Raw genomic sequence first — 20,343 nt, forward strand, 5'->3', positions numbered from 1 at the left:
TTGCACGTCTCATTCCGCCGGAACCAACGCCCACAGAGAAGACCTGACGGTGGTACAAACGGCCCGTACCGGCATCTGTACCCAGCGCCAGCAGCGCCCGTCCCGCCCCGCGGGTCCGACCCCGCGCAGGTCAGGAGCGCCCGGGTCGCCCGCCTGACGGGTGCGGCGGGAGGTCCGCCTCCGGCGGCCCGCCGAGCACCTGGCCGATCAGCTCCCGCAGCTCGTCGATCGCCGCCACGACCGCCTCCGGGTCGCGCGCGTCCCGCCGCGCGGCCGGCGGCACGAGGGCCGGGTCGGGCTCTGCCACCGTTCCGAACCGGGGGCCACGGCGGCCGTCCGCCGCCAACTGCTCCGCCGCGACCTGCGGCCACAGCGCCGCCAGGCAACCGCCGGTGCCGAGCACCTCGTCGCAGCGGACGGCGAACTCGTGACTGCCGTACCGGCGGCCGGACTCGACCGCGGCGACCGTCTCGCGACTGAACCGCACCCGCTCCGCGAGCGCCCGCTGGGTCAACCCCTGACGGGTGCGCCAGGTGCGCAGTTCGGAGCGGAACCGGTGGATGGCACCGGAGCGCTGGGCGCTCGACGGGGGCGTGCGATCCATGTGTTCACCTTCGCGACGCCGACCGGCCGGCATCGGCATCGGCATCAATAGACATTGGGCGATGAATGGGTATTCGCAGGGGACAATTCTTAACCCATCGGTCGACGGGTGTGAAGACGTGACTTCGGAGCGTAGTCACCTGTCAGGGGCCGCGGCGGCCCCCACGGGTCCGCGCGCAGCCGGTCGGGCGCCGCTCGGCACGGTCCGACGGCCCCCGCCCGGAGAACAGGATCGGCGCCACCGCGACGCCGCCGCGAGGCGGCTGGTCACCCGGCGACAGGCGCCGCCGGAGCACCGGACGGCACCGTCGTGCCGAGGACCACCGGCAGGCTCCGGTGCGCGCGGAAGGCGATGTTGACCTTGTACGAGCGGCGATGGCCGGGGGCCAGGCGCAGTCCGGGAACCGCTCGGCAGAGCCGGGTCAACGCCGTCCTCGCCTCCAGCCGGGCCAGCGCCGCGCCGATACAGAAGTGCGGCCCGTGCCCGAACGAGAGGTGCCCGTCCCCGTCGGACCGGTGCGGATCGAATTGTTCCGGCCGGGCGAACTCCGCCGGATCCCGGTTGGCGGCGCCGATCAGCAGCAGGCAGCGCGCGCCCGCCGGAATGGTGACGCCGTCCAGGGTGACGGGTCGGCGGGTCACCCGCAGCCAGCCGTCGATGGCGGGCGCGAAACGCAGCGTCTCGGTCAGGAACGCGGGTATCCGGCGCGGGTCCTCGCCGAGCTCCCGCCACCGGCCCGGGCCCGACAGCGCCTGGTCGAGCGCGTGGGCGAGCAGCCCGGCCGTCGTCTCGTGCCCGGCGACCATGAGGTTGAACACGATGCTCGACACCTCGGCCACCGTGAGCACCTCGTCGTCGCCGTCGCGGTACGCCAGCAGTTGGCTGACGTAGTCCTCGCCGTACCGGGCACCGCCGAGTCGGGCGCCGACCAACCGCTCGCAGTAGCGCCAGAACTCCCACAGGTCCCGGGCCAGCCGGACCTGCTCGGCCGGGTCCGGCTGCCCCCAGAGCAACGCGATCTGGCCGTCCCCCCAGGCCCTGACCCGCCCGACGTCCTCCTCCGGTACGCCGAGGATGTCGAGCAGGACCAGCAGGGGCAGTTCGGTGGTGAACTCGCCGACGAGGTCCGCCCGCCCGTCGGCGCGGTCGACGAGCCGGGACACCAGTTCGTCGACCCGGCGCTCGACGATCGCGCCGTACCGGCGTTCGACGCGTTCGGCGGTGTTGGCGAAGGTCGCCCGCAGGGCCCGGCGGGTCCGGGGGTGCGCCGGGGGGTCCGCGGCGGCGGTGGTGGGCGGCGCGTCGATGCGGGCGATGAACTCCATCGCCTCGGGGCAGACGTCGTAGATCGGGGCGAGGGTGAGGGCGTTGCCGAAGGCCTCCGCGTCACCCAGCGCGCGGCGCACGTCGGCGTGCCGGGTGATCAGCCACAGCCCCAGGTCCGGGTCGTGGCGCACCCCCTCGGGCTCGTCCAGTAGCCGCCGCCACACCTGCGCCGGGTCGGTGAGATACGCCCCCGCGAACGGATCCAATCGCATGACCGCCTCCTCGAACGCCATGGCCACGAACGGAATTGCCGAACGACTCCCGGGGCTCCGGCTACCGCCGCAGGCTTCACGGTGCGCCCATTCCGGGAGCAAGTCAATATCGGCGTTCTTCAATGTGCCGATGCGCAATTTCCACGCCTTCGGCCACACGCGCACCACGTCGTTCTGCAAGTTGCGGGATGTTCCCTGCCCGCTGGTCGCGACATTGCACACGGTAGACGACGCAACGGCCGGCAGCGGGCACCGCGTCGCGCCACGGCCCCGCGTGTCCCGCACGACCGGGCGGAAAGGCGGTGTGACATCGACCGAGGATCAGGCCGTGAAAGGCCGACCGTACGCGCACCGGAAACAGGGCTCACGATGCGTTCAGTGAACGGCCGACCGATTACCCGAAGAAGTTCTCCCGGCAGGAGCGGCGGCAGATTCCGGCGGACGGCTCGGGGTCCCACGCGGGCGGCACGGGTCCGTGCGGGCGGCAGGTGGGGTCGTCGAGCAAGGACGACGCGCAAGGCGACCCACCCCGGCGATCCGGGGGGGGGCGGCCCGGGGTGGGAGTCGACCGGTCACGGGCCGGCCGGCGGCACCCGCCGGCCGGCCCGTGCGTGCGGCTAGAGGGTACGGGCGAGCCGGTCGGCGAGCATGCGGGTGAACCGGGACGGGTCGGCCAGTTCCCCGCCCTCGGCGAGCAGCGCCAGGCCGTAAAGCAGCTCGGCGGTCTCCTTCAGCGACTCCTCCGTGCCGCTCTGCTCGTGCGCCTTGCGCAGGCCGGTGACCAGCGGGTGCCCGGGGTTGAGCTCCAGGATCCGCTTCACCGTCGGCACCTCGTGCCCCATCGCCCGGTACATCTTCTCCAGCGTCGGGGTGATGTCGTGGGCGTCGCCGACGACGCAGGCGGGCGAGGTGGTCAGCCGGGAGGAGAGGCGGACCTCCTTGACGGAGTCGGCGAGGGTGGCGTCCATCCAGGTGAGCAGGTCGGCGAAGTCCTTGCGCTGCTGCTCGCGCTCGGCCTCGGCCTCCTTCTTCTCCTCCTCGGTGTCCAGGTCCACCTGGCCCTTGGCGATGGAGCGCAGCGTCCTGCCGTCGTACTGGCCGACGCGCTCGATCCACACCTCGTCGACCGGGTCGGTGAGCAGCAGCACCTCGTAGCCCTTGGCGCGGAACGCCTCCATGTGCGGCGAGTTCTCGATCATCGTGCGCGAGTCGCCGGTGGCGTAGTAGATGTCGCTCTGCCCGTCCTTCATCCGGCCGACGTAGCCGGCAAGGTCCGTGGGTTCGGCCGGATCGTGGGTGGAGGCGACCGACAGGATCTCCAGGAGCGTGTCCCGGTTCTCCGTGTCGTCGATCAGGCCCTCCTTGACGGCGGCGCCGAACTCGGTCCAGAAGGTCCGGTAACGCTCGGCGTGGTTCGCCTTCATGTCCTTGACGGTGGACAGGATCTTCTTGACCAGCCGGCGGCGGACGACCTGGATCTGCCGGTCCTGCTGGAGGATCTCCCGGGAGATGTTCAGCGACAGGTCGTGCGCGTCCACGACGCCCTTGACGAAGCGCAGGTAGTTCGGCATGAGCGCTTCGCAGTCGTCCATGATGAAGACGCGCTTGACGTAGAGCTGCACGCCGCGGCGGCCCTGCGGGGCGAACAGGTCCAGCGGCGCGTGCGACGGGATGAACAGCAGGGCCTCGTACTCGAAGGTGCCCTCGCCCCGCATGTGCACGATGTCCAGCGGGTCCGCCCAGTCGTGGCTGACGTGCTTGTAGAACTCCTTGTACTCGGCCTCGTCGACCTCGTCGCGGGAGCGGGCCCAGAGCGCCTTCATCGAGTTGAGCGTCTGGGTCTCGGTGCTGGTCTCGTCGCCCTCGCCGGTGCGCTCGACGGTCATCCGGATCGGCCAGGCGATGAAGTCCGAGTAGCGCTTGACGATCTCCCAGATCGTCCACTCGGCGGTGTAGTCGTGCAGGTTGTCCTCGTCGTCGGCCGGCTTGAGGTGCAGGGTCACCGACGTGCCCTGCGGCGCCTCCTCGACCGACTCGACGGAGTACGTGCCCTCACCGGCCGACTCCCACCGGGTGCCGACGCTCTCCCCCGCCCGGCGGGTCACCAGCTCCACCCGGTCGGCGACCATGAACGCCGCGTAGAAGCCCACGCCGAACTGGCCGATCAGCTCCTGCCGCGCCCCGGCGTCGGAGGACTCGCGCAGCTTGCTCAGCAGCTCGGCGGTCCCGGACTTGGCGATCGTGCCGATCACCTGGACCACCTCGTCGCGGGACATGCCGATGCCGTTGTCCCGGACGGTCAGCGTGCGCGCTGCCTTGTCGACCTCGATCTCGATGCGCAGGTCGGAGGTGTCGACCTCCAGCTCCTTGTCGACCATCGACGCCAGGCGCAGCTTGTCCAGCGCGTCCGATGCGTTCGAGATCAGTTCACGCAGGAAGACGTCCTTGTTCGAATAGATCGAGTGGACCATCAGCTGGAGCAGCTGACGCGCCTCGGCCTGGAACTCCAACGTCTCGGCCCGGTTGCTCACACCGTGTCCTTTCATCCTCGAAAGCCCACCGAAGGTTCGCGGAAAGGATACGAGCCGTCGCCGACGGCGAGACGACGGGACCGCGGAACGTCGGCTGGCGTCGCGTTGCCCCCGCGCCCTACCGTCGCAGTTGGCGTCGACGTGGCCGCCGGAGAAGCCGAGGGCTGGTGCGACCGCCGCGGCGGGCGGTCAGTACGGTAGGGATGTGTCTCTATGGATGGCCGCGATGTGGGGACTGGTCGGCAGCGCGGTGGCCGAGGCGCTGAACCTCTCCGGGATGATGCGCCCGACCAGCGAGTCCAAGGGCCGGTGGCAGTGGCCGTGGCGGGACCGGCGGGACGCCCCGATCGTCGTGTTCGCGGTGCTGCTCAGGACCGTGGCCGGCACCGGCCTCGCCGCCGCGGCCGGGGCGGGTGGCCTGGCCACCACGGCCTTCGCCAGCTTCACCTTCGGGGTCGCGGCGCCACTGGTGATCGCCAAGATGTTCGACCAGGTCCGGGTGACGGAACGACCGGCCGACAGCGGCCGGGACGGCACGAGCGGCGAGCACGATGACGCCGCGTGAGAACCTGCTCGGCAGGTTCGTCGCCGCGCTGGCCGCCCGCCCGGCCACCACCGCCACGGCCGTTCCCGTACCGGCCCGGACGCGGCTCGCCGCCGCGCTGGCCGCCCGGCCGGTCGCCGCCCTCAGCGCCGGCCCGCTCCCCCGTCCCGACGCCGAGGACGACGACGGAGGGAAGCTGACCCACCAGGTCCGGGCTGTGCTCGCCGGCCTCCTCGGCGTCACCACGGACCAGTTGCGCGTCGACGCCGACGGCGACGTCGGCATCCGCGCCGGCTCGGCCATGATCTTCGTACGGGCACAGGACGACCCGCCGCTGGTCGACGTGTTCTCTCCGCTGCTCACCGGCGTCGACCCGACCGAGTCCCTGTACCGGCGGCTCTCCGACCTCACCAACGGGCTGGTGGTCGGGCGCGTCTACTGCACCGGCGACACGGTCTGGGCGTCCATCCCCGTCTTCGGGCAGGACTTCGCGCCCACCCATCTGCTGCTGGCCCTGCGGGCCATGATCGCGCTCGCCGACGACCTCGACGACCAGCTCCGGCGGGAGTTCGGCGGCAGCCGCTTCTTCGGCCCGGAGTCCGCCGGGCTGGTGGCGGTGCCCGACCCGACCGGCTACCTGCGCGACCTCGACCGGGCCGGCGCGAACGGGGCGGGCAGCGTCCTGGTCGACCTGCTGGCGGACCGGGGGCGGACGGAGGAACTGCGGATCCGTGCCGAGCACGGCGACTGGCACGCCGCCGCCCGGCTCGCCGCGCTGCTCGCCGGGGAGGGCCGCACCGACGAGGCCGAACGGTACTGGCGGATCGCCGCCGAGCAGGGTGATCCGCGCGCCCGCGACGAACTGGCCGCGCTGCTGGCCGCCCGGGGCCGGCACGACGAGGCGGTCGGCCTGCTGCGGCAGGCGGTCGACGCCGGCGACTGGCGGCACCTGCCGCTGCTGCTGACGCTGCTCACCGAAGGCGGCCTGGTCGACGAGGCGGTCGAGCTGCTGCGCCGCCGGGCGGCCGAGGGCTGACCCCGCCCGCCCCCGCCGACCCGATCTGCCGGGTCGAGGTGTGGAGATGTGCAGGCCTGGGTACAGACACGCGCTGGGGTGCCGGCGGACGTACAGCTGAAGCTGGGTGCCAGGATGTGCGGGTAACACCAGCAAGGGTCGTCGGGGCCCGGAAGTGAGGGCTGCGATGAGGTGCGACCGAGGGTGACACGGCCCACGGGGGACCTGTTCGCCGAGGGCGGTGGGACCGGGCGGCTGATGGCACGCCTCGACTGGGCCGCCACCCCGCTCGGCCCGGTCGACGGCTGGCCGCAGAGCCTGCGCGCCGCCGTCCGGATGGTCCTCTCCTCCCGCTACCCGATGCTGCTGCTCTGGGGGGACCGCTTCACCCAGCTGTACAACGACGCGTACTCGGCCCTGATCGGCGACAAACACCCCGACGCGCTCGGCGGCGACGTGCGGGTCACCCTGGCCGAGGGCTGGGACGTGCTGGGCCCCCTGATCGACGAGGCGATGGCGACCGGGGTCGCCAGCTGGGTGCCGGCCCTGCGACTGCTGCTCGACCGCGCCGGCTACCGCGAGGAGGCGTACTTCAGCGTCTCGCACGCCCCCGCCCGCGACGACGAGGGACGCACGGTGGGGGTGCTCACCGTGTGCAGCGAGGTCACCGAGCAGGTCGTCGGTGAGCGCCGGCTGCGTCTGCTGCGTGACCTGTCCGTCGGCGGCGACGGGCGGACCGTCGACGTGCAGAGCACCTGCGCCCGGCTCGCCGAGGCCATCGGCGGGCACCCGCTGGACGTCCCCTTCGCCGCGATCTACCTGTGCGAGGGCGCGCTGCTGCGCCGCGCCGCCCACGTCGGCGGGGAGCCCGTGGCCGCGGCCCTGCCGGCCACGCTGCCGGCGGGCGAGGAGCACGAGTGGGGGCTGACGGCCGCCGCCGGCGGCACGACGACCGACGTGGCCGGCGTCGAGCGGCGGCTCGCCCTGCCCGCCGGGCCGTGGGGCGACCCGGTCGGCACCGCCCGCGCCCTGCCACTGCCGTCGGCCGAGGCGGGCCAGCCCCTCGGGGTGCTGCTGCTCGGGGTCAGCCCGAGCCGGGGGCTGGACGAGGCGTACCGGTCGTTCCACGCGCTGCTGGCCCAGCAGGTGGCCGTCGCCGTACGCAACGCCCAGGCGTACGAGGAGGAGCGCCGGCGGGCCGAGGCGCTCGCCGAGCTGGACCGGGTCAAGACCGGCTTCTTCACCAACGTCAGCCACGAGTTCCGGACCCCGCTGACGCTGATGCTCGGCCCGCTGGCCGACGCCCTCAACGACAACGAGCACCCCCTGCCGGCGACGCAGCGGGAACGGGTCGACACCGCCTGGCGCAACGCCACCCGGCTGCTCACCCTCGTCAACAGCCTGCTCACCTTCTCCAGCCTGGAGGCCGGGCAGGCACACAGCCAGGCTCGCGAGGTCGACCTGGCCGGGCTCACCACCGAGCTGGCGAGCGTCTTCCGGGCAGCCGTCGAACGCGCCGGGCTGCGCCTGGAGGTCGACTGCCCGCCGCTGCCCCGCGCGGTCTCCGTCGACCCGGTCAACTGGGAACGCATCGTCACCAACCTGCTGTCGAACGCGCTGAAGTACACCTTCGTCGGCCGGATCCGGGTCGGGCTGACCGCCGACGACGACGAGGTACGGCTGACCGTCGCCGACACGGGCATCGGTATCGCCGAGGATGATCTGCCCCGGCTCTTCGAACGCTTCCACCGGGTGCAGGGCACCCGGTCGCGCAGCCACGAGGGCACCGGCATCGGGCTCGCCCTGGTCCGCGAGCTCGCCCGCCTCGAAGGCGGCGACGTGCGGGTGGAGAGCCGGATCGGGACGGGAACGACGTTCACCGTGGCACTGCCCTGGTCCGCCGCGGGGCGGACCCCCGCGTCGGCCGCGGGCGTGGCCGGGGCCGGGGACGCGGCCCGGGCCGCCGTCCAGGAGGCGGTCGGCTGGCTCGCCGACCCGGCGCAGGCGGGGGCGTCCGCGCCGGCCGGGCCGCCGGTGCCGGCGTACGGTGCCGAGGACGCGCTGCGGCACGCGCGGATCCTCGTCGCCGACGACAACGCCGACATGCGCGCGTACCTGGCCCGGTTGCTGGGCGAGCAGGGCTGGCGGGTGGAGACGGTCGGCGACGGCCGGCAGGCCCTGGAGGCGATCCGCCGGGATCAGCCCGACCTGGTGCTCACCGACGTGATGATGCCCGGGATCGACGGCTTCGAGCTGGTCCGTCGGCTGCGCGGGCAGGCCGGCACCCGCACGCTGCCGGTGGTGGTGCTCTCGGCGCGCGCCGGCGGCGACGCCAGCGTGGAGGGGCTCGACCTCGGCGCCGACGACTACGTCGTCAAGCCCTTCGCCGCCGCCGAGCTGATCGCCCGGGTCCGGTCCGCCCTGCACGGCGCCCGCACCCGGCGGCACCACCGGGACGACGGGGGCGACCCCGGCGACACCGCACGCGGGGCGGACGGCCTCGGCACGACGGCCGACGCGGGTGGCCTCGGCGAGGCCCCGACCGGGTCGGCGGCCGGGGCGCGGCCGGCGTCGGCCGGTTCCGAGGGCGACGGCGCCCCGGTCAGGTCACCGGCCTCGGGTGGCGGTCCCGTGGACGCGGGTGGCGGTCCGGTGAGCGGCCCGCCTGCCGCGCCGGGCGTCGATCCGTCGGTCGGCGGGGACGGGGAGCACGCCCACAACGGGGACCGGCGGCCGGCTCCCGAGCAGCCGGCCGCGCTGGACACGGGCTGGACGTACCCCTCACAGCCCACCTCCGCCGCCGCGATGCGCCGGGACGTGCGGGCCTCACTGGAGAACCTGGACGTCGATCCGGACATCGTGGCCGACCTCCTGCTGGCCGCCTCCGAGGCGGTCAACAACGCCGTCGAGCACGCCCAACGCCCCACCCGCGCCGAGGTGCGGGTCCGACTGCGGGTGGCCGATGGCACGGTACGGATCTCGGTGCGCGACTTCGGCACCTGGCGGGACCGTCGTCCGGCCATGGACCGGGGGCGGGGTGCCACGCTGATGAACGCGTACGGCGACGTGCGACTGGTCTCCACCGCCGAAGGCACCACCGTCACCATCGAACGCCGCCTGTCGCCCACCGCCTGACCCCGCCACAGGCGGGGCCTATCGCGCCTGCCGTCACCGAGTCGAACATATATGGCGTATGTCCCGTTTGTGGTGGCGGGGGTCACGGGTCGGGTGGGCATGGGCGGGGGTGCCGGGTCGTTGTAACCAATCACGGCCGCGTGACCGGGCCCGTTCGCCGGCCCGGTGGTCGCACGCCGGCCCGATGGCCGGCGGAATGCGGACCGGACCGGCGTGGTTACATCCCCCGGACCGCCGAGTACCTCCGCCTGATCCCGGGCGTCGGGCCGCCGGAATGACCGGCCGCCCACGGTGGTTACATCCCCGGGACCACCGAGCGGGCGACCGCCGCACCCGGACGGGCCCGCGAGACGGTGGAATGTGCGGCCGGCCCGACCGGTTGCATCCCCCGGGACGAGCCCGGCCGGCCCCGCCGGCCGCAGGCCCCCGAACATCTCGACCTTTCCTCAACCGTGGCACACCCACCCCCCTCTGGTGTGTCGCGTGCCCCCGATCGAAAGGTGCTGCCATCATGCGTACCGACATCCTGCGTAAGACCGCTCTGACCGCTGCCGGGCTCGCCTTCACCGGCGGCGCCATCGCCGGCCCCGTCACCACCGCCCTCGCCGCCCCCACCACGCCCGTGTCGGCCTCGGTCACCCAGGACCGCAAGGGTGGCGAGCGCGAACTCGGCGTGCGCTACGAGGCACAGCCCAACTTCTACTACTGCGGGCCCGCCGCCGCCCGCAACGCCCTCAGCGTGCAGGGCAAGAACATCGACGTCGACGGCATGGCCCAGCGCATGGGCACCACCGAAGCCGGCACCAACTCCATCAACGACATCACCCCCGTCCTGAACAAGGAGAGCGGCAAGGACGCCTACCAGTCGGTGGAGATCCCCGGCGCCAAGGCCGACGACAAGCAGACCGACAAGCTACGCGGCGACATCGTCACCGCCATCGACGAAGGCCACGCCATCGTCGCCAACATCGCCGGCACCGCCACCGACACCGACGGCACCACCCACTCCTTCGAAGGCGGGCACTACATCAGCGTCGTCGGCTACCGCGACAACGGCAACACCGTCACCATCGCCGACTCCGCCAACCCCGACCAGGCCTCCTACCGCATGAGCGTCGACAACCTCGCCGACTGGATCGCCACCCGCGGCTACACCGCCTGACCCCACAGCGACACGAGACCGACAAGGGCCGGCCCCACAACGGGGTCGGCCCTTTCGTCACGCCATGCCGAGGGCTCGCCCGCCCCGGCCCGGTCCCGCCCAGCGTCGTGTCCACCGTCGCCACCCGTACCCGGCTCAGGACCGGCGGTTGCGCTCCTGGCTGAGCCGCTCGTCGAGCCGGCCGAGTTCGTAGATCGCGTTCAGTTCCGTCGGCAGGTGGGTCACGTTGTCGACCACGGGTTCGTCGTCCGGCTCGGGGGCGGGCGTCGGCGGGGTGGCCGGGCCGGTGGCCGCGACGGCGGGCCGGCGCCGTCGGTGCAGGACGAACAGCACGGGCACCGCCAGGACGCCCAGCGCCAGGCCGTAGACCAGCCAGCGGTCCGTTCCCCCCTCGCCCTCGCGTGGCGGGGCCGCGACCGTCGAGGGGGCGTCGGAGTCGGCACCCTGCCCGGGCGGGCCGGGCGCGTCGGCCTCCCGTCCGGCCGGTCGCCCGGCAGGCCGATCGCCGGCGGGTGCGGGCGCGGACGCACCCCCGGGGCTGGACGCGGGCGCGGAGCGGCCCGGCGCCGCCGGGACAGCCGGCGCGGCCGACGGGCCGGCCGGGGACGGGGCAGGGGCCGCCGAGCTGGACGGCACGGGCGTCGGGGAGGTTCCCGGGGTGGCCCGGCCACCCCCCTTGAGCAGGTCGTCGACGACCCGCCCGACGCCGCCGAGCAGGTCACCGACCGGCCCGCCGGAGGCCGTCGGCGTCGGCGCGGGAGCGAGCGCCAGGGTCAGGGCGAGCGCAGCCACGACACGCATGGTTCACCTCGGAAAGGGGTCGATGTGCCAGGCACCGTACCGCACTCCGGGTGGTCGCCGCGTGACGCCCCGGCGGTACGACCGGGGTGACGACGCTACGGGGGACGCCGCACGCGGCGTCCCCCGTAGCGGGGTGGGTCAGGCCGGCAGGCCGCCGACCTGGGTGTTGATCCAGGACCGGATGGACGGCAGGTCCACGTAGATGGACGGGCCGGTGGCGCAGGTGGAGTTGTTGTTGCCGGCCCGGCTGGTGGCGCCGATCAGGGCCCACGCCCCGTTGATCCGGCGCACCTGCGGGCCGCCCGAGTCGCCGTAGCAGGCGCCCGCGTTGCCGTTGGTGTTGTTGGTGCAGATCTCGTACGGGCCGTTGATGCCGAGGCAGCGGCTGTCCGCCACGATCGAGGTGTCCAGCTCGTTCGCGACGGTGGGGGCGCTGCCGCAGCCCCGGGGAGCACAGGTCTGGCCCCAGCCGATGATCCGGGTGGCGGTGCCGACCGCGCCGGAGGTGGTCGGGATCGGCGCCGGGGCGTAGCTGACCGAGCTGGACAGCTGGAGCAGCTTCACGTCGACGCTCGGGTGGTTGACCGCCCGGGTCACCGAGACGACGGTGCCGCCGCTGCTGCGGTTGACGCTGCCGACCCGCACCGAGGAGGGGGTCCCGCAGTGCTTGGCGGTGACCGCCCAGTTGGCCTTGATCAGGGTGCCGGTGCAGCCGGAGACGTACACCATCCACGGGTAGTTCTCACTCGCCGGCCGGCCGTTGACCACCTGCGGCGAGATGTCGTCGGTGTCGTTCCACGTGAACGTCCCGGTGGGCACCTCCGACGCGGCCAGGCCGCCCGCGAAGAGCTGGTTCACCCGGGACGCCTCGGCGGCGCTCGGGTTGGCGTTCGTGCAGGAGACCGGCGCGCTGCTGCCGGACATCAGGTCGGAGCAGAGTCCGGTACGCCGGTCGGGCAGGCCGAGGATGTGGCCGAGCTCGTGGGTGGCGATGCGGGTGCGGTTGTAGCCCTGGTTGACGGCGGTCCAGCCCATCCAGACCCGGCCGGCGCCGAGGCTGGTGACCTGCGCGCGCGGCCAGCCGCTGTCGACGTAGATGGTGACGTTGCCCGGCGTACGGGCGACCAGCTGGACGTTGCTGACCCGGCTGTTCCAGATGGCCGCGGCCTGGTCGAAGTTGGTGCGGAACTCGCCGGCCCGGCTCGCGTCGTAGTAGACGGTCCGGGCGGCGGACGCGCCCGTGTCGGCGGCGGACGCGCTCGCGCCGGTGGCAACCTGCATTCCGGTTGCGGCCAGCACCGCCGCCAGCGCGGCGGTCGCCGCGTGCAGCAGTTGTCGTCGGAACATACACGCACTCCCTGGGGTTGTCCGGCGGCGTGCCACCGCCGGTCATCGATGTACGTGAATGCTAGAGCGAGGGTCGCCGATATGCGGCATAACGGAATCGTCATACCGGCGACGCGGCGGCCCGCTCCGCCGAACGGGCCGCCCGGCGAACGTCGCCGGCCGCCAGCGCGAACAGCGCGAGCGCGCCGGCGAGGGCCGCGTCCACCCCGATCACGAATCCCCGCTCCGACCCGGCCGGCGCCACGGCGACACCGGCGGCAAGCGCCACCGCCGCCGCGAGCGCCATGCCCAGGCGGGCCGACGCCTCCCACCGCACGGCCCACCGGCTCCCCGGCGGCCGTCCCGTCGTGAGGCCCGCGCGCAGCTGCCACGCGGCGGCGGCGATGAGCGACGCACCGAGCGCGCCGGCGGCCCCGATCACCAGCCACGGCACGGCGAACGCCCCCGCCCGCCCGGCGGGCGACGACACGCCGCCCGCCGCGAGCAGCGCGAACCCGACCGAGAGCGCGACATGGACGAGGATCACCCGCGACAGGCGACGTCGCAGCTCACTCAGCTCGGCAACGGGCATCGACACTGCCGCCTCCCCTGCTCGGGCCCACCCCGCATCGTGCCACGTCGGGTGCCACCTGCCCCAGAGGTGACCGGCCTCGACGTTTGACAGCAAATCGACACACTGCTATTTGTAAATACAGTTTCCTGAGGTTCCTGGTGGCCGTCCGGCCATCCCACGGGGCCGCTGGCCCACCGACCGGAGGCGGCGCGCCGCCATCCCACCCGAGGAGCGCCATGCCTCGCAAGCGGACCGTCGCCCAGCTCTCGGGCGCCCTCGCCGTCACCGTCGCCGCGATCGGCTACGGCCTGCCGTCGGCCAGCGCCGCGGCGGCCGGGCCCGTCACCGGCCTCGGCGGGAAGTGCGTCGACGTCGCCGGGGCCAACCCGGCCAACGGCACGCCGATCCAACTCTGGGACTGCAACGGCACCGCGGCCCAGGTCTGGACGGTCGGCAACGCCGACGGATCGGTCCGCGCGCTCGGCAGGTGCCTGGACGTCACCGCCGCGTCGACCGCCAACGGCGCCAAGGTGCAGCTGTACGACTGCAACGGCACCGGCGCGCAGAAGTGGACCGCCAGCAACGGCACGCTGGTCAACACCGGCTCGGGCAAGTGCCTCGACGTCACGGACTGGAGCACGGCCAACGGTGCCCGGTTGCAGATCTGGAGTTGCTCCGGCACCGCCAACCAGCGGTGGACCCTGCCCGGCGGCGGCGCCACGCCCACCCCGTCCGCGCCGGCCGGCGCTCCCCTCGACGACCCGGCCAAGAAGGACGTCGCCATGCAGCTCGTGTCGGCGGCGGAGAACTCCTCGCTCGACTGGCGCGCGCAGTTCTCCTACATCGAGGACATCGGCGACGGGCGGGGCTACACCGCCGGCATCATCGGCTTCTGCTCCGGCACCGGCGACATGCTCGAACTCGTGGAGGCGTACACGCGGACCAAGCCCGGCAACGTGCTGGCCGGCTACCTGCCCGCGCTGCGCGCCGTCGACGGCAGCGACTCGCACGCCGGCCTCGACCCGTACTTCCCCCGCGACTGGCGCACCGCCGCCGCCGACCCCGTGTTCCGGGCCGCGCAGGAGGCCGAGCGGGACCGCGTCTACTTCAACCCCTCGGTCCGCGACGGCAAGACCGACGGCGTACGGGCGCTCGGGCAGTTCGCCTACTACGACGCGGCGGTGATGCACGGCTACGAGGGCATGCGGGCGATCCGCAGTCGCGCCCTGGCCCGGGCGAAGCCCCCGGCCCAGGGCGGCGACGAGCGGACCTGGCTGCACGCCTTCCTCGACGAGCGGGTCGCCGAGATGAGGAAGGAACCCGCCCACTCGGACACCTCCCGCGTGGACACCGCGCAGCGGGTCTTCCTCAACAACGGCAACTTCGACCTGAACACGCCGCTGGTGTTCGCCGTCTACGGCGACCAGTACCGCATCGGCTGACGGCCCCCGGTCACGACTCCGGCGCGACGCCGGCGGGGGCGCCGGTCTCCCGCAGCCGGCCGTCGGCGAGCCGCAGCCAGCGGTCCACGCCGATCGCCGCGAGGAACCGTTCGTCGTGGCTGATCACCACGAACGCACCCTCGTACGCGTCGAGCGCGCTCTCCAGCTGGCCGACGCTGACCAGGTCCAGGTTGTTGGTCGGCTCGTCGAGCAGGAGCAACTGCGGCGCCGGTTCGGCGAACAGCACGCAGGCCAGGGTGGCGCGGAGCCGCTCGCCGCCGGAGAGCGCCCCGACCGGGAGGTGGGCGCGGGAGCCCCGGAACAGGAAGCGGGCGAGCAGGGTCATCCGCTGCGCCTCCGGCATCGCGGGCGCGTACGCGGCCAGGCTCTCCGCGACCGTGCGGTCGAGGTCCAGCAGGTCCAGCCGCTGGGACAGGTAGGCGATCCGGCCGTCGGCCCGCCTGGTCCGGCCGCCCTCCGGCTGCACGTCGCCGCTGACCACACGCAGCAGGGTGGACTTGCCGGCGCCGTTCGGACCGGTGAGCGCGATCCGTTCGGGCCCCCGGATCGTGAGGTCCACGCCGGCACCGGCGAACAGGGCGCGCCCGCCGTAGCGGACCTGCATCCCCTCGCCGTGGAAGACCGTGCGACCGGCCGGAAGGCTGGTGCCGGGCAGTTCCAGCGTGATCCGCTGCTCGTCGCGCAGGGCACGGCCCGCCTCGTCGAGCCGGGCCTTGGCGTCGCCGACCCGCGCGGCGTGCGTCTCGTTCGACCGGCCCGCCGACTCCTGGGCGCCCCGCTTCATGGTGCCGGCGAAGATCTTCGGCAGGCCGGCGCTCTTCAGGTTGCGGGCGGCGTTGCCGGCCCGGCGCTCGGCCCGTTCGCGCGCCTGCTGCATCTCCCGCTTCTCCCGCTTGACCTCCTGCTCGGCGTGGCGGACGTTCTTCTCCGCGACCTCCCGCTCGGCGCGCACCGCCTCCTCGTACGCGGTGAAGTTGCCGCCGTAGGAGCGGACCTCGCTCCGGTCGAGTTCGAGGATGCGGTCCATCCGGTCCAGCAGCGCCCGGTCGTGGCTGACCAGCAGCAGGCAACCGTTCCAGTCCTCCAGCACGGCGTACAGCTTGCGGCGGGCGTCGAGGTCCAGGTTGTTGGTGGGCTCGTCGAGGAGCAGGATGTCGGGCCGCCGCAGCAGTTGCGCCGCCAGGCCCAGGGAGACGACCTGGCCGCCGCTGAGGGTGTGCAGGGGCCGGTCGAGGGACACGTCGTCGAGGCCGAGCCGGTCCAGTTGGGCGCGGGTGCGCTCCTCGATGTCCCAGTCGTTGCCGATCGTGGTGAAGTGCTCCTCGTCGGCGTCCCCGGCCTCGATGGCGTGCAGCGCGCCGAGCACCGGCGCGATCCCCATGACCTCGGCAACGGTCAGGTCGCCGGCCAACGGAAGGCTCTGCGGCAGGTAGCCGAGCACCCCGTCGACGGTCACGGAGCCGCCGGTCGGCTGGTACTCGCCGGCGATCAGCTTGAGCAGCGTGGTCTTGCCGGCGCCGTTCGGCGCGACGAGGCCGGTGCGGCCGGCGCCCACCGTGCAGGACAGCCCCTCGAAGACCGGGGTGTCGTCCGGCCAGGAGAAGGAGAGGCGGGAACAGATGATGAACGCGTCGGACATGCGGAGACCCTCGGGGTGACGTGGGCGCGCCGGGCGCCCTGGGGACGGGATTCGAAGACGACGGACCGCGGCCACGGCGGCGGTCGAACGCCTGCCGCTGGCCGGGCACTTCCGGTGTCACCCGGAGATGTCGTCGTCACCCGCCACGTCTGGTCTCCCTGTCCTGATCACTCGCGCCCATCCTAACAGCGCGGCCCGGCACCACGGGGACGCGCGACGGCGTCAGAGGCCCGCGCAGGGGTCGTCGCCCATCGAGCAGTCCTCGGGCGCCCTGGTGAGCTGGTCGACGTCGCGCACGGCGAACGTGAAGGTTCGCGAGCGGCCGGGCGGCACGGGCGGCCCGGTGAAGGTGACGACCTGCCCGTCGCGCCGGTGCTCCGCCCCGCTGACGTCGGTCAGGGAGCCGCCCTCGGCCAGCGTGACGACCACCGTCCAGCCGTCCACCGCCGCGCTGCCGGGATTGTCGACGACCACCTCGCCGGTGAAGCCGAGCAGCCTCGTCGAGACGGTCCGGTAGCGGGCGGTCATGGCGGGGGCCGACGGCGCGATCGAGGTGGGCGTACGCGAGGGCGTCGCCGAGGGGGTCGCCGACGGCGTCCGGCTCGGGCGGGACGGGGTCGGCGTGGCGCTGCGCGTGGGGCGGGCGGAGGGGGTCGCCCGCGGCGTACGGCTCGGGGTGGCCGTGGCTATCGGCGACGGCGTCGCGACCGGGCCGGCGACCGGGTCCGGCTCGTCGGGCAGGACCGCCCACACCGCCGCCCCGGCGGCCAGCACGACGCCGGCCAACCCCGCGACCAGCAGCGGCCAGCGGCGGCGCCGGGCGGCCGGGGCCGGCTCGTCGCCGACCACCTCGGTCACCGGCATCTCGGTGGTCATCCCGGGCTCGCCCCGGCGCAGGTCGACCTGCTGGAAGGCCAGCCAGTCGAGGATCGCCGGCAGGCGCCCGGTCAACGCCTGCCGGTAGGACTCCTCGCGGCGTTCGCGCTGCTCGTCGTTCCAGCTGCCGTGCTCCAGCACCTCGCGGACCGACAGCCGGCACCCCTCGGCGGTGGGGGCGACGGCACAGGCCAGCCGGCTTCGCCGGCCGCCCTCGAGGCACCGCAGCGCGATCAGCTCCGGCTCCCGCCGGTCGGTCACCTCCGCGTCGACGGCGGCGTCGAACCCGGGCAGGCCGGCGGTGAACAGCAGCAGCCGGCCGCGCGACCCGGCCATCGGCTCGACCTCGGTGAACCAGCGGGCGAGCAGAGCGCGATCCGTCAATGCGTGCCACACCCGGTCCGCCGGGTGGAACAGGTCCACCTGCACGTCGATCTCGATCACGGCGCGACTCTACGGGTATCGATCGCGGCCCGCCCCGGACGGGGGGATCCCCACGGTACGCGGCCGGCGCCGGGCGGGCCGCCGGGGGTGGGGGACCGACGCCCACCCCTCCGGGGCGCCGGTCGGCGGTCATCCCTTCACGCACACCACCTGCTTGAGGTGCGCCACCACCTCGACCAGGTCCTCCTGCTGCGCCATCACCTGGGTGATGTCCTTGTACGCCCCGGGGATCTCGTCGACCACGCCGGCGTCCTTGCGGCACTCCACGCCGGCGGTCTGCGCGACCAGGTCGGCGGTGCTGTACGTGCGCTTCGCCTGCGCCCGCGACATCCGCCGCCCCGCCCCGTGCGAGGCGGAGCAGTACGCGTCCGGGTTCCCCTTGCCCCGCACGACGTACGAGCCGGTGCCCATCGATCCCGGGATGATGCCCAGGTCCCCCCGACCGGCCCGGATCGCCCCCTTGCGGGTGACCAGCACGTCGACGCCGTCGTAGCTCTCCTCCGCCACGTAGTTGTGGTGGCAGCTGATCGGCTCGTCGAAGCCGACGTGCGGGAACTGCTCCCGCACCACCCCGCAGAGCAGGGCGAGCATGACCGCCCGGTTGCGCCGCGCGTACTCCTGCGCCCACCACAGGTCCCGGCGGTAGGCGTCCATCTCCGGCGTGCCGGCGAGGAACACCGCGAGGTCGCGGTCGGGCAGGTCGGTGTTGTGCGGCAGCCGCCGGGCGACCGCGATGTGCCGCTCCGCCAACTCCTTGCCGATGTTGCGCGAGCCGGAGTGCAGCATGAGCCACACCCGTCCCTCGTCGGCGCCGCCCTGCTCCAGGCAGACCTCGATGAAGTGGTTGCCGCCGCCGAGCGTGCCCAGCTGCCGCTGGGCCCGCGTCTCCAGCTGCGCCACCCGCCGGTCGAGGCCCGCGAACCGGCGCCAGAAGTCGTCCCAGCCGGCCTGCTCCAGGCCCCGGACCCGGCGCGGGTCGACCGGCTTCTCCCGCTGGTTGAACCCGACCGGGATCGTGGCCTCGATCGCCGAGCGCAGCCCGGCCAGGTCGTCCGGGAGGTCGGCGGCGGTCAGCGAGGTGCGCACCGCGGACATGCCGCAGCCGATGTCGACGCCGACCGCCGCCGGCGAGACGGCCTGCCGCATCGCGATGACCGAACCGACCGTGGCGCCCTTGCCGAAGTGCACGTCGGGCATGACCGCGACGCCCTCCACCCACGGCAGCGCGCCGATGTTGCGCAGTTGCTGGGCGGCCTGCGGCTCGATGCCGTACGGGTCGGTCCAGACCCGGACCGGCGCGCGGGTGCCCGCGAGCGGGGTGTAGCTCATCGTCGTCTCCTCGTGTCGGGGGCTGGTCGCCGCCGTCACGGCGGGACCGGAAGGGATCGGGTGACGTCGCCGGGGCGCGGCCGGGACGGAGGTGGACGGCGATCCGGGGGGGGGGGGACGAAAAAGCCGCCCGGCCCCGGTGGGGTGGGCGGCTGCGCGTACGCGCCGGCGCTAGACGCGCCGCCACCCCCGTTGCCGCCCCTGTTCGGGACGTCGCCGCCCGCAGGATCGTGTGCCCGTGAGTAGCGGGGCAACACCGCGCGACGTCGGCCACACGGCGTCGGTGCGGGTGCGCTGCGACACGGCGTACTCCCCTGGGTCGTCCGGTTGACCTTGCGCCGATGACGGTAGGCGGGCCGCGACGGTGGCCGCAATGGATATTCGCGTTCCGTCCGACGACCCGCACCGGGCCGCGGGAACGACGTCCGCGTCACGGTCACTTCCTCATCCTTCCCTGTCTGCACTAGGGTAGGGAACGATGAGTGAGGAAATGTACTCGGTGGAGCAGGTGGCCGAGCGGCTGGGCCTGCACGTGCGCACCGTGCGGGGCTACATCCGCGCCGGTCGACTCAGGGCGGTGCGGATCGGCAAGCAGTACCGGATCGCCCGCGCCGACCTCGACGCGCTGACCGGTCGGTCGGCCCCCGCCCGTCCCGCCGTCGGTACGGCGGTGGAGGTGTCGAGCATCCTGCAGATCGACGGCGTCGACCGGGCCGCGGCCGACCGGCTGGCCACGCTCGTCCTGGCCACGGCGAACACCACCCACCACCCCGCGCACCCGCTGCGCATCCAGACCGTCCACGACGAGGAGCGGAACCGCATGAAGATCGTGATCCTGGGCGGAGCCTCGGCCACCGCCGAGGTGCTGCACCTGGTCGACGCCGTGCTCGACGGCGACAACGGCCTGCTCACCAGGGAGGCCGGCGATGCCTGACGTCATCCAGGAGCGGGCCGGGGTGCCGGTGCTGGTGTGCGACCCGGACGGCCCGCCGGTGACCACCGAGCAGGACGCGCTGGACCTGATCGGCTCGGCCTTCCTCGGCGCCCAGGTGGTGGCCGTGCCGGTGCGCCGGCTGGACGCCTCCTTCTTCTCCCTCGGCACCCGCTTCGCCGGCGAGGTCATGCAGAAGTTCGTCAACTACCGGCTGCGCCTGGTCGTCGTGGGCGACATCGGCCCGCACCTCGCGGCCAGTTCGGCCCTGCGCGCCCTCGTGCACGAGTCGAACCGCTCCGGCCACGTGTGGTTCGTCCCCGACCTCGACGCCCTCGACGCCCGCCTGGCGCCGGCGCCGGGACCCGGTGGGGCCGCCCCCGGGCCGGGCAGGGCGCCGGCGCGCGGCTGACCGCCCCGGGGTTGTCGGC

General features: G+C 73.7%; 16 protein-coding genes and 1 pseudogene. 7 read left to right on the forward strand and 10 right to left on the reverse strand.

Features of this window, described 5'->3' with window-relative positions:
* Positions 1–130: 130 nt before the first annotated feature.
* From OG989_RS24240 to htpG, 3 genes are all read right to left on the reverse strand, one after another.
* Entirely contained in the window at positions 131–604 is a 474-nt protein-coding gene (locus OG989_RS24240) for a helix-turn-helix transcriptional regulator (protein WP_327028564.1), read from the reverse strand.
* Positions 605–870: 266 nt separating this feature from the next.
* Complete coding sequence (locus OG989_RS24245) at positions 871–2,142, reverse strand: cytochrome P450 (RefSeq protein ID WP_327028565.1); 1,272 nt, start codon at positions 2,140–2,142, stop codon at positions 871–873.
* A gap of 617 nt (positions 2,143–2,759) precedes the next feature.
* Positions 2,760–4,673 carry a molecular chaperone HtpG gene (gene htpG, locus OG989_RS24250; protein WP_327028566.1) on the reverse strand — a complete coding sequence of 638 codons (1,914 nt, stop codon included), beginning with the start codon at positions 4,671–4,673 and terminating at the stop codon, positions 2,760–2,762.
* A gap of 205 nt (positions 4,674–4,878) precedes the next feature.
* Between htpG and OG989_RS24255 the strand changes: the two genes are divergently transcribed.
* The 4 genes from OG989_RS24255 (at position 4,879) to OG989_RS24270 (ending at position 10,529) form a co-directional block, all read left to right on the forward strand.
* On the forward strand, positions 4,879–5,238 hold the full coding sequence (locus OG989_RS24255) for a hypothetical protein (RefSeq protein WP_151457104.1): 360 nt from the start codon (positions 4,879–4,881) through the stop codon (positions 5,236–5,238).
* Positions 5,225–6,253, forward strand: coding sequence for a T3SS (YopN, CesT) and YbjN peptide-binding chaperone 1 (locus OG989_RS31975; protein WP_442791883.1), 1,029 nt, complete (start codon positions 5,225–5,227; stop codon positions 6,251–6,253). Before OG989_RS24255 ends, OG989_RS31975 begins: the two co-directional genes overlap by 14 nt.
* A gap of 183 nt (positions 6,254–6,436) precedes the next feature.
* Positions 6,437–9,367 carry an ATP-binding protein gene (locus tag OG989_RS24265; protein WP_327028567.1) on the forward strand — a complete coding sequence of 977 codons (2,931 nt, stop codon included), beginning with the start codon at positions 6,437–6,439 and terminating at the stop codon, positions 9,365–9,367.
* Positions 9,368–9,878: 511 nt separating this feature from the next.
* Positions 9,879–10,529 (forward strand): C39 family peptidase, encoded by a 651-nt coding sequence (locus tag OG989_RS24270; protein WP_327028568.1) that lies wholly within the window; start codon positions 9,879–9,881, stop codon positions 10,527–10,529.
* Positions 10,530–10,664: 135 nt separating this feature from the next.
* Here the strand turns inward: OG989_RS24270 and OG989_RS24275 are convergent, their stop codons facing one another.
* The 4 genes and pseudogenes from OG989_RS24275 to OG989_RS24285 form a co-directional block, all read right to left on the reverse strand.
* Positions 10,665–11,330, reverse strand: a complete 666-nt coding sequence (locus OG989_RS24275) for a hypothetical protein (protein ID WP_327028569.1) — start codon at positions 11,328–11,330, stop codon at positions 10,665–10,667.
* Between the two features lie 138 nt (positions 11,331–11,468).
* Complete coding sequence (locus OG989_RS31980) at positions 11,469–12,164, reverse strand: S1 family peptidase (protein WP_370519009.1); 696 nt, start codon at positions 12,162–12,164, stop codon at positions 11,469–11,471.
* Between the two features lie 12 nt (positions 12,165–12,176).
* Positions 12,177–12,677: pseudogene (locus OG989_RS31985) on the reverse strand (snapalysin family zinc-dependent metalloprotease); the annotation flags it as partial.
* Positions 12,678–12,777: 100 nt separating this feature from the next.
* The gene (locus OG989_RS24285; RefSeq protein WP_327028570.1) at positions 12,778–13,254 is read right to left on the reverse strand and encodes a hypothetical protein; all 477 of its coding nucleotides are present in this window, start codon (positions 13,252–13,254) and stop codon (positions 12,778–12,780) included.
* A 212-nt stretch (positions 13,255–13,466) separates the two neighbouring features.
* On the opposite strand from OG989_RS24285, the gene OG989_RS24290 reads away from it, so the two are divergent.
* Positions 13,467–14,672, forward strand: coding sequence for a chitosanase (locus OG989_RS24290; RefSeq protein ID WP_327028571.1), 1,206 nt, complete (start codon positions 13,467–13,469; stop codon positions 14,670–14,672).
* 10 nt (positions 14,673–14,682) lie between these two features.
* On the opposite strand, the gene abc-f is transcribed toward OG989_RS24290, so the two are convergent.
* The 3 genes from abc-f to OG989_RS24305 all read right to left on the reverse strand — a co-directional run bounded on the left by abc-f (position 14,683) and on the right by OG989_RS24305 (position 18,981).
* Positions 14,683–16,332 (reverse strand): ribosomal protection-like ABC-F family protein, encoded by a 1,650-nt coding sequence (gene abc-f / locus OG989_RS24295; protein ID WP_327028572.1) that lies wholly within the window; start codon positions 16,330–16,332, stop codon positions 14,683–14,685.
* 222 nt (positions 16,333–16,554) lie between these two features.
* Entirely contained in the window at positions 16,555–17,652 is a 1,098-nt protein-coding gene (locus OG989_RS24300; RefSeq protein ID WP_327028573.1) for an SRPBCC family protein, read from the reverse strand.
* A 129-nt stretch (positions 17,653–17,781) separates the two neighbouring features.
* Positions 17,782–18,981 carry an RtcB family protein gene (locus OG989_RS24305; RefSeq protein ID WP_151457217.1) on the reverse strand — a complete coding sequence of 400 codons (1,200 nt, stop codon included), beginning with the start codon at positions 18,979–18,981 and terminating at the stop codon, positions 17,782–17,784.
* A gap of 478 nt (positions 18,982–19,459) precedes the next feature.
* Between OG989_RS24305 and OG989_RS24310 the strand changes: the two genes are divergently transcribed.
* A complete protein-coding gene (locus OG989_RS24310) occupies positions 19,460–19,915 on the forward strand; it encodes a helix-turn-helix domain-containing protein (RefSeq protein ID WP_225852487.1) in 456 nt (151 codons plus the stop codon).
* On the forward strand, positions 19,908–20,324 hold the full coding sequence (locus OG989_RS24315; RefSeq protein ID WP_327028574.1) for a DUF4180 domain-containing protein: 417 nt from the start codon (positions 19,908–19,910) through the stop codon (positions 20,322–20,324). The genes OG989_RS24310 and OG989_RS24315 overlap by 8 nt, the downstream gene beginning before the upstream one ends.
* The last annotated feature ends 19 nt before the right edge of the window (positions 20,325–20,343 follow it).

The organism is Micromonospora sp. NBC_01740 (genome assembly GCF_035920365.1).
Lineage (GTDB): Bacteria > Actinomycetota > Actinomycetes > Mycobacteriales > Micromonosporaceae > Micromonospora > Micromonospora reichwaldensis.

Bases quoted from the DNA above. Each gene is read 5' to 3' on its own strand.
- abc-f (WP_327028572.1), bottom strand. From the start codon at position 16,332: ATGTCCGACGCGTTCATCATCTGTTCCCGCCTCTCCTTCTCCTGGCCG.
- OG989_RS24305 (WP_151457217.1), bottom strand. From the start codon at position 18,981: ATGAGCTACACCCCGCTCGCGGGCACCCGCGCGCCGGTCCGGGTCTGG.
- OG989_RS24290 (WP_327028571.1), top strand. From the start codon at position 13,467: ATGCCTCGCAAGCGGACCGTCGCCCAGCTCTCGGGCGCCCTCGCCGTC.
- OG989_RS31975 (WP_442791883.1), top strand. From the start codon at position 5,225: ATGACGCCGCGTGAGAACCTGCTCGGCAGGTTCGTCGCCGCGCTGGCC.
- OG989_RS24315 (WP_327028574.1), top strand. From the start codon at position 19,908: ATGCCTGACGTCATCCAGGAGCGGGCCGGGGTGCCGGTGCTGGTGTGC.
- OG989_RS24275 (WP_327028569.1), bottom strand. From the start codon at position 11,330: ATGCGTGTCGTGGCTGCGCTCGCCCTGACCCTGGCGCTCGCTCCCGCG.
- OG989_RS24240 (WP_327028564.1), bottom strand. From the start codon at position 604: ATGGATCGCACGCCCCCGTCGAGCGCCCAGCGCTCCGGTGCCATCCAC.
- OG989_RS24310 (WP_225852487.1), top strand. From the start codon at position 19,460: ATGAGTGAGGAAATGTACTCGGTGGAGCAGGTGGCCGAGCGGCTGGGC.
- OG989_RS24245 (WP_327028565.1), bottom strand. From the start codon at position 2,142: ATGCGATTGGATCCGTTCGCGGGGGCGTATCTCACCGACCCGGCGCAG.
- OG989_RS24270 (WP_327028568.1), top strand. From the start codon at position 9,879: ATGCGTACCGACATCCTGCGTAAGACCGCTCTGACCGCTGCCGGGCTC.